Annotated in this window: 8 protein-coding genes and 1 tRNA gene; 3 read left to right on the forward strand and 6 right to left on the reverse strand. The window is 63.4% G+C overall.

Translation table 11 applies throughout. From position 1 onward, the window contains the following. Positions 1–26: 26 nt before the first annotated feature. The 4 genes from SMD31_RS00825 to SMD31_RS00840 all read right to left on the reverse strand — a co-directional run bounded on the left by SMD31_RS00825 (position 27) and on the right by SMD31_RS00840 (position 4,076). Positions 27–101 (reverse strand) — tRNA-Lys (locus SMD31_RS00825). A gap of 126 nt (positions 102–227) precedes the next feature. Further along, positions 228–752: a pantetheine-phosphate adenylyltransferase gene (coaD, locus tag SMD31_RS00830; RefSeq protein WP_320498672.1), complete on the reverse strand. Its 525-nt coding sequence runs from the start codon at positions 750–752 to the stop codon at positions 228–230. Further along, complete coding sequence (gene gyrA, locus SMD31_RS00835; protein ID WP_320498674.1) at positions 745–3,609, reverse strand: DNA gyrase subunit A; 2,865 nt, start codon at positions 3,607–3,609, stop codon at positions 745–747. Before gyrA ends, coaD begins: the two co-directional genes overlap by 8 nt. A 260-nt stretch (positions 3,610–3,869) precedes the next feature. After that, positions 3,870–4,076 carry a hypothetical protein gene (locus tag SMD31_RS00840; RefSeq protein WP_320498676.1) on the reverse strand — a complete coding sequence of 69 codons (207 nt, stop codon included), beginning with the start codon at positions 4,074–4,076 and terminating at the stop codon, positions 3,870–3,872. Between the two features lie 146 nt (positions 4,077–4,222). Here SMD31_RS00840 and SMD31_RS00845 point away from each other — a divergent pair, with 146 nt between their 5' ends. Next, positions 4,223–5,152, forward strand: coding sequence for a LysR substrate-binding domain-containing protein (locus SMD31_RS00845; protein WP_320498677.1), 930 nt, complete (start codon positions 4,223–4,225; stop codon positions 5,150–5,152). On the opposite strand, the gene SMD31_RS00850 is transcribed toward SMD31_RS00845, so the two are convergent. Continuing rightward, positions 5,149–6,228, reverse strand: a complete 1,080-nt coding sequence (locus tag SMD31_RS00850) for a hypothetical protein (RefSeq protein WP_320498678.1) — start codon at positions 6,226–6,228, stop codon at positions 5,149–5,151. The two genes, SMD31_RS00845 and SMD31_RS00850, sit on opposite strands and share 4 nt — an antisense overlap. Before the next feature lie 120 nt (positions 6,229–6,348). Next, entirely contained in the window at positions 6,349–8,679 is a 2,331-nt protein-coding gene (locus tag SMD31_RS00855) for a Tex family protein (protein ID WP_320498679.1), read from the reverse strand. Positions 8,680–8,829: 150 nt separating this feature from the next. Here SMD31_RS00855 and SMD31_RS00860 point away from each other — a divergent pair, with 150 nt between their 5' ends. Further along, entirely contained in the window at positions 8,830–9,141 is a 312-nt protein-coding gene (locus SMD31_RS00860; protein WP_320498680.1) for a cupin domain-containing protein, read from the forward strand. A gap of 138 nt (positions 9,142–9,279) precedes the next feature. Then, the gene (gene rnr, locus SMD31_RS00865) at positions 9,280–11,739 is read left to right on the forward strand and encodes a ribonuclease R (RefSeq protein WP_320498682.1); all 2,460 of its coding nucleotides are present in this window, start codon (positions 9,280–9,282) and stop codon (positions 11,737–11,739) included. Positions 11,740–11,853 lie beyond the last annotated feature (114 nt).

Here is an 11,853-nt window from a genome sequence, read left to right on the forward strand (position 1 = left end):
TGTGGCTGGATCGTTGGCCACAACGTTGGTGAGCCGGGCGGGGTTCGAACCCGCGACCCTCTGATTAAAAGTCAGATGCTCTACCGCTGAGCTACCGGCCCCACCTTCAACTGCGGCGGCGATGAAATCCCATTATCCGGGGCAAAAAGCAAGCATCGCTTCGTGGCGACGCAGCACACCCCGCAGCGCAGTCCCGTCGCCAAATTTAATGATTTAAAAACAGATGATTACCGGCCGTTGCTAAAAATCTTCTTCAGATACTCATCGACCTGGGGCGAGACGAATTCGTCGATTCGACCGCCCAGGCGCCCGATCTCCTTGATGAAGCGCGAGGAGATGAATTGCTGTCGTTCCGAGGCCATGAGGAAGACGGTCTCGACCTCCGGGTCGAGGCGCGCGTTCATGCCGGCCATCTGGAACTCGTATTCGAAATCCGAGACGGCGCGCAGGCCCCGGATGATGAAATGGGCGCCCATCTGCTCGACGAAATGCATCAGCAAATTGTCGAAGGCGCGGACCTCGATCTTGTTCGGGTCCAGGCCATTGCGCGGGTCGGCGATCTCCGACTTCATCAGCGACATGCGCTCGTTGATGGTGAGCAGCGGCCCCTTCCCGGCATTGGTCGAAACGGCAATGATCAGCCGATCCGCCAGCAGGCAGGCCCGCCGGATGATGTCCATGTGACCATTGGTGACGGGGTCGAACGTACCTGGATAGACCCCGATCCGCTTAGCCCCGACCGCCTCAGCCATTGCCCCCATCTCCCCCATCGTCATTGATCGGGCCTTCATCACCTGGGCCGTCACTTTCCTGGCCGTTTACGCCGTCCGGCGCTGCGGCCTCGGCTGCAGCCGCCTCCGGCGTCCCCTCGGCACCCTCAGCTTCCTCGGCATCCTCGCCGATATCGGGCAGATGGGCTACGGCCACGACCTGCTCGTCACCCGCCACCTTGAACACCGTGACGCCCTGGGTCTGGCGGCGCGCCACACGGATGTCGTGGATCGGGCAGCGGATGAGCTGCCCACCATCGGTCACCAACATGATCTGGTCGCGTTCGGTCACGGGGAAGGACGCCGCGACCGAGCCGTTGCGGGCCGAGGTCTCGATATTGGCGATGCCCTGCCCGCCACGACCCGTAACACGGTATTCATAGGCCGAAGTACGCTTGCCGAAGCCCTTGGCGGTGATGGTCAGGATCAGTTCGTCCTTGGCCTCAAGTTCCGCCAGGCGCTCAGGTGACAGTTGGACCGCGTCGCCCGCGGCCGTCTCACCGGCTTCGCTGGCGGTCTCAACCGCCGTCTCGGCCCCCGCATCTTCCGTCTCGGCGCCCTCGCGGCGCTTCTGGGCGGCGTAGCGCAGATAGGCGTCGCGCTCCTCGGTCTCGACATCGATATGGTTGAGGATCGACATGGAGACGACGGTATCGCCGCTTTCCATCTTGATGCCGCGGACGCCCACCGAATCGCGGCCGGCAAAGACGCGCACATCGGTGACCGGGAAACGGATCGCCTTGCCGCTGCGGGCGGCGAGCAGGACGTCGTTCTCGTCGGTGCACACGGCGACGCCGATCAGGCGGTCGCCATCATCCAGCTTCATCGCAATCTTGCCATTGGCCTTCACATCGACGAAATCGCTGAGTTCGTTGCGCCGGACATAGCCGCTGGCGGTCGCGAACATCACGTGGCTGTTGCGCCAGGTCGCCTCGTCCTCGGGCAGCGGCATCAGGGTCGAGATCGTCTCGCCATCGCCCAGCGGCAGCATGTTGACCAGCGCCTTGCCGCGCGCCTGCGGGTTGCCGAGCGGCAAACGATAGACCTTGGTCTTGTAGACCATGCCCTTGGTCGAGAAGAACAGCACCGGCGTATGCGTGTCGGTGACGAAGACCTGGCTGACAAAATCCTCGTCGCGGGTCGACATGCCGGAACGGCCCTTGCCGCCGCGGCGCTGCGCCCGGTAGGCGGAGAGCGGCACGCGCTTGATATAGCCGCCATGCGTCACGGTAACGACCATGTCCTCGCGCTGGATCAGGTCTTCGATGTCGTGTTCGAATTCCGAATCCTCGATCGTCGTCTTGCGCGGCGTCCCGAACTGGCCCCTGATTTCGAGGAGTTCATTGCGCAGGATATTGAGGCGCTTCGGCCGGCTCTCCAGCGTCTCGAGGTGGTCGAGGATTTCGGTGGAAAGACCCTGCAATTCCTCGGCGATCTTGTCGCGCTCGAGGCCCGTTAGGCGCTGCAGGCGCAGATCGAGGATGGCCTTGGCCTGTGCCTCAGAGAGGCGATAAGTCTCGGCCGCGCTGATGGGATGTTCCGGATCATCGATGAGGCGGATGAGCGGCGCCACATCGGCCGCCGGCCAATCGCGCGCCATCAGGCGTTCCTTGGCGGTCACCGGATCGGGTGCCGTCCGGATCAGCTGGATCACCTCGTCGATATTGGCGACGGCGATGGCAAGGCCCACCAACACATGGGCTCTCTCGCGCGCCTTGCCCAGGTCGAAGATGGTCCGGCGGGTGATCACTTCCTCGCGGAACTCGACAAAGGCAGCGATGACCGATTTCAGCGTCAGCATCTCCGGCTTGCCGCCGTTGAGCGCCAGCATGTTGACGCCGAACGAGGACTGCAGCGGCGTGAAGCGGAACAGCTGGTTGAGGACCACATCCGCCATGGCGTCGCGCTTCAGCTCGACGACGACGCGGACGCCATCGCGGTCGCTCTCGTCGCGCAGATCGGCGATGCCCTCGATGATCTTCTCGCGCACGCATTCGGCCATGCGCTCGATCATGCGGGCCTTGTTCACCTGGTACGGGACCTCGGTGATGACGATGGCTTCACGGTCCTTGCGGATTTCCTCGACATGGGTGCGACCGCGCATGACGACCGAGCCACGGCCGAAATGATAGGCCTCACGGATGCCATTGCGGCCGAGGATCATGCCGCCGGTCGGGAAATCAGGCCCGGGCACCAGGCGCATCAGCTCGTCGATCGTGATGGCCGGGTCGTCGACATAGGCGCAGCAGGCGTCGATGACTTCGGAAAGATTATGGGTCGGGATGTTGGTCGCCATGCCGACGGCGATGCCGCCGGCACCGTTGACCAGGAGGTTCGGGAAGCGTGCCGGCAGCACCACCGGCTCCTGGGCGCGGCCGTCGTAATTGTCCTGGAAGTTGACCGTGTCCTTGTCGATGTCTTCGAGCAGGGCCTCGGCTGCCTTGGAGAGGCGCGATTCCGTGTATCGCATCGCCGCCGGCGGGTCACCGTCCATCGAGCCGAAATTGCCCTGGCCGTCGACCAGCAGCACGCGGAGCGAGAAATCCTGGGCCATGCGCACCAGGGCGTCGTAGATCGCCTGGTCGCCATGGGGATGGTAGTTGGCCATCACGTCGCCGACCGCGCGGGCCGACTTTTTGAAGCCGCTGGAGGAGGAGAACCCGCCCTCGCTCATGGCATAGAGGATGCGGCGGTGGACGGGCTTCAGGCCGTCGCGCACGTCAGGCAGCGCACGGCTGACGATCACGCTCATCGCGTAGTCGAGATAGGAGCGCTTCATCTCCTCTTCGATATTGATCGGCGCGATATCGAATCCGGGTGTGGCGGGCGTGTCAGTCACTGGAAATTATGCCTTGTGCTTCAATACTTTATTGGGCAGCGCCGGATCCCCCGAAACCGCGTCCGGAAGATAGCAGATCGGCCACAGCGCCACAACAAATGCAGCGCTGCTGGGTGCTCAAAAAACCCAATAAAAACAAAGGCCCGCCGCGATCCTGAGATGGCGGCGGGCGGAAGGCAGGGATGTTACGGTAGGGATGGCCTGGAACGCCTGGGCTTCAGGTGAGTCGCAGGCCCTTCAAAGGGCCAGAAAGGACGCTTTTAGGCGGCCCGGGGACCCTCGAAACCATGGGCGAATTTCGTGGTGTCGTAGGCGTAGAACTCGGCCGGGGCGCGCATCAGGTGGTTCGCTGGATCGCGCAGCAGGCCCATATCCTGCAGCAGGTGGGCGTCGTAATCCGCCAGCACCGTCTCGAGCTTCGGCGAGATCGCCTTAACACGGCCACGGAGGAACAGACGGGTCAGCATGATGAAATCTCCAATCGTTTAGCTACACTCTGTCGCATGTCCTCGCCCGGAGGTTCATGCCGCTCTGCAGCATCTGTTTGATGGACTGAATCTAGGATCGAAACAGGCAATTGACACGCGATAGTTAGTAACGGATATGTTTAGTTATGCTAAATCCACAGACCTATCCGCGGCGACTTGCCGCCCTGCCCGGCCTCCGCGCCTTCGAAGCGGTGGCCCGGCTTGGCAGCGTCCGCCAGGCGGCGGCCGAGCTCCACGTCACCCCAGGGGCCGTCAGCCAGCAGGTCAAAGCGTTGGAGGCCGAAATCGGCGGCGCCCTGGTCCAGCGCCAGGGCACCGGCATTGTCCTTACCCGCATGGGCCAGGAGGTGAAGGACGACCTCACCGCCGCCTTCCGCATCCTTGCCCGCGTCTCAGACCGGATGCGCAAGGGCCTCAAGGGCCTGTCGCTGCGCTTGCGCATCGAAGATCCAGCCTTGGCCGCAAACTGGCTCCTCACCCGCCTGCAGCGCTATCGGAGCCGTGCCGACAGCGTCGACGTGGTGCTGGAGACCGCGACCAGCTGGTCGCATATGGAGCCCGACGCCTTCGATTTCGACATCCGCTTTGGCCTCGGCGATTGGGAGGACGTGACTGCCCACCGTCTTTTCGCCGATGAAGTCTTCCCCGTCTGCAGTCCGCGGCTTCTAACCAAGCATCCGTTGAACGAGCCGCGTGACCTCTCGCATCACACCCTGCTGCATCTCGACTGGACCGGCCAAGCCGTGATCTGGCCCGATTGGCCGGCCTGGCTGCGCGTCGCCGGCGTCCCTGACATCGACACCACGCGCGGCATCCACTTCACCGATTTCGCGCTGTGTTTGCAGGCAGCGGTGGCGGGTCAGGGTGTCTCATTGGGCACCACCGCGGTCGTCGCAGATGCGCTGAGTGACGGCCGTCTGGTGGCGCCTTTTGAAAAGAGCATCCTCACCCCCTTCGCCTATTACGTCGTGCACGCGCCAGACGTGATGAAACGGCCGGAGGCGAAGGGCTTTCTGGATTGGATCTTGGAAGAGGCGCGGCTGACGGAGGTCTAGATCAGTGCCACCAGCTTTGCCGCCATCGCCGCGGCATCCTCCGGTCTCAACCGCGTGCATTTCTCGCCGAGATGCTTTTCGAACGCCGTCGCTGTCTTTTCGGTGAAGATCACCGTGCCGTCCTTCTCCAGCGCCGTGATGCCGTCGAAGGTGAGCGCTGCCGCGTTGGTACTGAGTGCATGCTCGAGGGTCCATTCGCGCGGCAGATCGACCGCCACGCCCTTGCGGCTGATGGTGACGGGATAGCCGCCGACCAGTCCGTTGGGCGCCGGCGCATGCAGTGCATAGGGTTCGTCGCTCAACAATGCCGCCAACACATCGAGCGCCGCCGACGCGGTGATGCGGTTGATCTCGTCCGTCTGTTCGACCGCCATCTTCACGCTGCGCAGCTTGTCTTTGACACCCAGCGAAATGTCATGCCCGTGCCACAGCACCTGTAGAAGAAAGGGGGGAAATTCCTTCACCGCCTCCTCGCGATAGAACAGCGACGCCAGGGCGTGACCGCCGACCAATTTCACGGCGAGTTCGGGGATTGGCGCCTTGGCCTGTTCACTGGCCAGAAAGCGGATCTTGGGCAGGCATTCGCTGATATCGCCGATGCCGATGATCGGTCCCTGCCCGGTCATATGCAGAATGGCGTTGACCACATCCGGGTAGGTGCCGCTGACCCACGGGCAATGCAGTTCCGACTTCTCCCAGGCGGCACGCAGGCTGAGCATCGGCGCCAGATGGCAGGCGAGCCAAAAGCCGAACGGCAGGTTCTTGAACTTCGCGGCATTGACGCTCGTCGCGACCTTCCACCAGGGCAGCATCGTCGGGGCTGCGAACATCAGATCCGGCTGGATCTTGCGCAACAGTTCCGGTGCATTGGGGGCATTGAAATCAAAGGCGACGACATCGATGCGCGGGTATTGGCCTTCCAAAGCGGCGCCGATCTTGGCGGCGTTGGCCTTGGCACGGGCATGGGCGGTGTTTCGCGTCGCCACAATGATGTGCTGGAATCGCCCATCGCGCGCCGCCGCTTCCAGCACCGCACCACCCAGTTTGCCCAGCGATATCAGCAACAGCTTGCTCAACCGGCCCCCGATTCCAAGATCGGGACAAGCGTAACGGTGGAATCGCGCGTTGGCGATACCCCCTCACCCCGCGAAATGGGCAGTCATGCCCGGGTCAAGCCCGGGCATGACGGCGTAAAATCACTTCTTAAACCCGGCCTTCGCAAAAGCCGCCGCCAGCGCGTTGTCACCGCCGCCACCGCCGCCGCGATTCTGGGCCGGCTTGTTGTCCTGCATGAACTTGCGCTCGTTGCGCGCCATCGGCCGGTCCTTTGGTGTCTCCGTGTTCTGCCGGTTCTGCGGCGTCTCGCCGGAGCGCATGGTCAGCGAAATGCGCTTTCTTTTGATGTCGACTTCCAGCACGCGGACCTTCACCACGTCGCCGGGCTTCACCACCTCGCGCGGGTCCTTCACGAAACGGTCGGCCAAGGCTGAGACGTGGACGAGACCGTCCTGATGCACACCGATATCGACGAACGCACCGAAGGCCGCAACGTTGGTGACGACGCCTTCCAGCATCATGCCCGGCTGCAGATCCTTCATTTCCTCGACGCCTTCCTTGAAGGTCGCCGTCTTGAACTCCGGTCGTGGATCTCGGCCTGGTTTTTCCAATTCCTTGATGATGTCGGTGACCGTCGGCACACCAAAGGTCTCGTCCGTGAATTCTTCCGGCCGCAGGCTTTTAAGCAGCTTCGTGTCGCCGATGACGGCGCTCATCTCCTTGCCGGTGACGGCGAGGATGCGGCGCACAACCGGATAGGCCTCCGGATGGACAGAAGAATTGTCGAGCGCGTCTTCACCCTCGCGGATGCGCAGGAAGCCCGCCGCCTGTTCGAAAGCCTTCGGCCCGAGGCGCGGAACGCTGAGTAGCTGCTGGCGCGACTTGAACGGACCGTTGGCATCGCGGAAGGCAACGATGTTTTGGGCGAGGCTCTCTCCCAGGCCGGACACGCGGGCCAGGAGCTTGGCCGAGGCGGTGTTTACCTCGACGCCGACCGCGTTCACGCAATCTTCGACCACCGCATCGAGTGCCTTGGAGAGGCGGAATTCGGCCACATCATGCTGGTACTGGCCGACGCCGATGGATTTCGGATCGATCTTCACCAATTCGGCGAGCGGGTCCTGCAGACGGCGCGCGATGGAAACCGCGCCGCGAATGGTCACGTCCAGTTCCGGCAATTCCTTCGACGCATATTCCGAGGCCGAGTACACGGAGGCACCCGCTTCCGACACCATGACCTTGGTGAGCTTCAACTCGGGGTGACGCTTCATCAGATCATCGGCGAGCTTGTCGGTCTCGCGGCTTGCCGTGCCGTTGCCGATGGCGACCAGTTCCAAACTGTGGCGATGACAGAGGGCCGCGAGGACCGCAATCGATTCATCCCATTGGCGCTTGGGCTCATGCGGATAGATCGTGGCGAATTCCAGCACCTTGCCGGTCGCGGCGATGACGGCGACCTTGCACCCCGTGCGCAGGCCGGGGTCGAGACCCAATGTCGGCCGGCCGCCGGCCGGGGCCGACATCAGCACGTCCTTGAGGTTCGATGCGAAGACGCGAACCGCCTCGTCTTCCGCCGCCTGGCGCAGCCGACCCATCAGATCGAGCTCCAAGCTGAGCTTCAGCTTCACGCGCCAGCACCAATGCACCACGTCGATGAGCCAGGAATCGGCAGCGCGCCCCTGGTCGGCCACGCCGGACTGCGCGGCGATGACGCGCTCGGCCTCATTCAGCGCCTTGCGGTCCTCCGGCTCATCGATGGCGAGATTGAGTGCCAGGATTTCTTCCTTCTGGCCGCGGAACATGGCCAGCGCCCGGTGCGACGGCACCTTGGCGATCGGCTCGGCGGCATCGAAGTAGTCGGAAAACTTGGCGCCGCTGTCCTGCTTGCCGTCCATGACCTTCGAGACGAGCTTCGCCTTGTCCCACATGAATTCACGCAGGCGCGCCAGCAGATCGGCATCTTCGGCAAAGCGTTCCGAGAGAATGTCGCGCGCGCCTTCAAGCGCCGCCTTTACATCGGCTACGCCCTTCTCGGCGTTGACGTAAGCGGCGGCTTCATCCTGCGGCTTCTTCGTCGGATCGCCGAGCAGAAGATCGGCCAAGGGCTCAAGCCCTGCTTCGCGCGCAATCATCGCCTTGGTCCGGCGCTTGGGCTTGAAGGGCAGATAGAGATCCTCGAGGCGCGCCTTGGTATCGGCAACGGCAATCTCGCGGCTGAGCTCGTCGGTCATCTTGCCTTGTTCTTCGATACTCTTGAAGATCGCAGCACGGCGATCCTCGAGCTCGCGCAGGTAGCCCAAGCGCTCTTCGAGCTTGCGCAGCTGAATATCGTCGAGGCCACCGGTGACTTCCTTGCGGTAGCGGGCGATGAAGGGAACCGTGGCGCCACCATCCAGCAATTCGACCGCGGCTTTGACCTGCACATCCCGTGCGCCAAGCTCTTCGGCGATTCTTGCTTCGATGGATTTCATGCGCGACTCCTCAACGACTCGGATACTGGCACCCAATTTGGGCGAAAGGCGGGCCTTGTAGCGGAGCGATGACTAGGGTTCAATGCCTTGACGTTACCGCATCTCCTGCCTAGTCGCGCCAGCTCCTTGATTCTACGGAAAGATCACTTCATGACCGCCAGCGCCAAATCGACCCGCCCCGCCGCCGTGCCGACCGTCCAGGTCGACAACGAGCGCGTCACCGTGACCGAATGGCGCTTCGCACCGGGCGCCGAAACGACCTGGCACCGTCATGGTTACGACTACGTCGTGGTGCCGCTCCTGGACGGCAAGCTGCAGATCGACGACGGCAAGGAACAGCGCATCGTCGAGATGGGCGCCGGCAAATCCTATTATCGCCCCGTGGGCGTCGAGCACAATGTCATCAACGCCAGCGATTACGAGTACGCCTTTGTCGAAATTGAATTCAAGACACCGCAGTAAGTGCGGCAGGGGTTTGAGCGAGACGCCCCTCACCCCAACCCCTCTCCCCGCAAGCGGGGCGAGGGGCTTTAAAGCGAACTCGGTCGAAACTCCCTCGCCCCGCGACAGCGGGGCGGGGGCCGGGGTGAGGGGCGGATCATGACGAACTCAAAACCAACCGGCGACAAACCGAGCAAACCCAAGCCCTCACGCGGGCCACGCAAGGATGCCCGCAGCGCACGGCGCGACGCTGCCGCTGAGGCGAGCGGAAAGGGCGGAAAAAGCAAAGCCGTGCCCTTCCCGACCAAGGAACAGGTTCTCGACTTCATCCGCACCTCGCCGGTACCGGTCGGCAAGCGCGAGATCGCCCGCGCCTTCAATCTGCGCGGACAAGACCGCATTCCGCTCAAATCGCTCCTGAAGGAATTGGAGAAGGATGGTGCGGTGGATCGCGGCAAGGCACGTCGCCTCGCAGCGCCGGGGGCACTCCCCGAAGTCGCCGTCATCCAGATCATCGGTCCCGATGCCGATGGCGACATCTGGGCGCGGCCGATCGACTTCCCCGAAGACGATGCCGAGCCGCAGATCATTGTCATCGAGGACAAGAAGCTCGATAAGCCACTCGCCCCCGGTGACCGCGTGCTGGCGCGCCTCGAGCGCAAGGATTCCGACGTCTACGAAGCGCGGCCGATCCGCCGACTGCAGGCGCGGGCCGAGCGCGTGGTGGGTGTCCTTGAGAAAGGCCCGCACGGTACCGGCCGCATTGTTCCGACCAGCAAGCGCATCAAGACCGAATTCAGCGTCGACGCCAAGGATCTTGGCGGCGCGCGTGGTGGCGACATCGTGATCGCCGAGGTCGAGCCCGCCAAGCGCATGGGCACGCCGCGCGCACGCGTCGTCGAGCGCATCGGCCGCGTTGGCGAGGCGAAGGCGGTCAGCATGATCTCGATCGCCGAACATCACATCCCGTTCCAGTTCCCTGTGGCCGCGCAGGAACAAGCAGAGGCGGCGACGGCAGCCCCACTTGGCAATCGCACCGACCTTCGGAAAATTCCGCTCGTCACCATCGATGGCGACGACGCCCGCGATTTCGACGATGCCGTCTGGGCGGCACCCGACGACAATGCCGACAATCCCGGCGGCTGGCGCATCATGGTCGCCATCGCCGACGTGTCCTGGTATGTCCGCCCCGACGACGCGCTCGACCGGGTGGCGCGCGACCGCGGCAATTCGGTCTACTTCCCGGACCGCGTCGTGCCCATGCTGCCGGAGGAACTTTCCAACGGCTGGTGCTCGCTCCGTCCCCATGAAGACCGCCCGGTGATGGCAGTCGAAATGACCATCGATGCCAATGGCCGCAAGCTGCGCCATCATTTCCTGCGCGGCCTCATGCGTTCGGCAGCCCGCCTCACTTACGAGAAGGCGCAGGCGGCGATGGACGGGAATCCTGATGATCTCACCGGCCCGTTGCTCGAGCCGGTGATCAAGCCGCTTTACGGCGCCTTCCATGCGCTCCTCAAGGCGCGCGAGGAGCGCGGCACCCTGGAACTCGATTTGCCGGAACGCCGCGTCTTCATCAACAAGGACGGCCAGATCGAGCAGATCGTGCCGCGCGCGCGCCTCGACAGCCACCGCCTCATTGAGGAATTCATGATCGCTGCCAATGTGGCGGCGGCCGAGGCCCTGGAGAAGAAGCGCTGGCCCTGCATGTACCGCGTCCACGACCAGCCGGATGCAACCCGGGTCGAGGCCTTGCGCGAATTCCTCGATTCACTCGGCTTCAATCTGGCGCGGGGTCAGGTCTTGCGGCCCAAGCACTTCACGCAGCTGCTGGTGAAAGCCAAAGACACACCCTTTGCCGAGATGATTTCGTCGCTCATCCTGCGTTCTCAGGCCCAGGCAGTCTATGCGCCGGAAAATCTCGGCCATTTCGGTCTGGCGCTCACGCGCTATGCACATTTCACTTCGCCCATCCGCCGCTACGCCGATCTGCTCGTGCATCGGGCGTTGATCGGTGCCTATGATTTCGGCGAAGGCGCGCTCGACAGATCGGCGACGGCGGAGTTTGCCGAAACGGCGGTACACATCTCCGGCACGGAGCGGCGTGCAGCCGCCGCCGAACGCGATGCCGTCGACCGCTATGTCGCGGCCTTCCTCGCCGACAAGATCGATGGCGAGTTCGATGGCCGCATCTCGGGCGTCGCCCGCTTTGGCCTCTTCATCAATCTGAAGGAAACCGGGGCGGATGGAATCATCCCCATATCGACCCTGCCCAATGACTTCTACGACCATGACGAGGGCCGGCATGCCCTGGTCGGACGCCGTTCTGGCCGCACCTTCCAATTGGGCCAATCCGTCACGGTCCGGTTGGTCAGCGCCGATGCCTTGACGGGTGGCATTACCCTGGAGCTGCTTTCCGCCGAGCCCCTGGCGACCAGCGCCTTGACCGGCGGGTCAGATCGGGACTTCCGCCAGACCAGCTCCCGCCAAAACGCCAAGAAACCCGGCGGGAAGCCCAAGCAGGGCCGCCCGAAGAACATACGTTTTGGTGGCGATAAGGGTCGGGTATCCGGCGGGAATGGCAAAAAGCCCGCTAAAAAGGCGAAGAAGCGTCGCTGATTCTGCATAAGCGAGGCCCTAGCCTGCGACAGGATTTCTGCTAGATTGGCCCGCAACGAGGGTAACCCTAGCGGGCGCGAGCGGGCAGCGTTTCGGCTTTGGGAAAAGTAGCGG

Source organism: Dongia rigui (genome assembly GCF_034044635.1).
Lineage (GTDB): Bacteria > Pseudomonadota > Alphaproteobacteria > Dongiales > Dongiaceae > Dongia > Dongia rigui.

Coding starts and splice junctions, on each gene's coding strand:
- SMD31_RS00840 (WP_320498676.1), bottom strand. CDS start 4,076: ATGCTGACCCGTCTGTTCCTCCGTGGCCGTGTTAAGGCGATCTCGCCG.
- SMD31_RS00845 (WP_320498677.1), top strand. CDS start 4,223: ATGCTAAATCCACAGACCTATCCGCGGCGACTTGCCGCCCTGCCCGGC.
- coaD (WP_320498672.1), bottom strand. CDS start 752: ATGGCTGAGGCGGTCGGGGCTAAGCGGATCGGGGTCTATCCAGGTACG.
- SMD31_RS00860 (WP_320498680.1), top strand. CDS start 8,830: ATGACCGCCAGCGCCAAATCGACCCGCCCCGCCGCCGTGCCGACCGTC.
- SMD31_RS00855 (WP_320498679.1), bottom strand. CDS start 8,679: ATGAAATCCATCGAAGCAAGAATCGCCGAAGAGCTTGGCGCACGGGAT.
- rnr (WP_320498682.1), top strand. CDS start 9,280: ATGACGAACTCAAAACCAACCGGCGACAAACCGAGCAAACCCAAGCCC.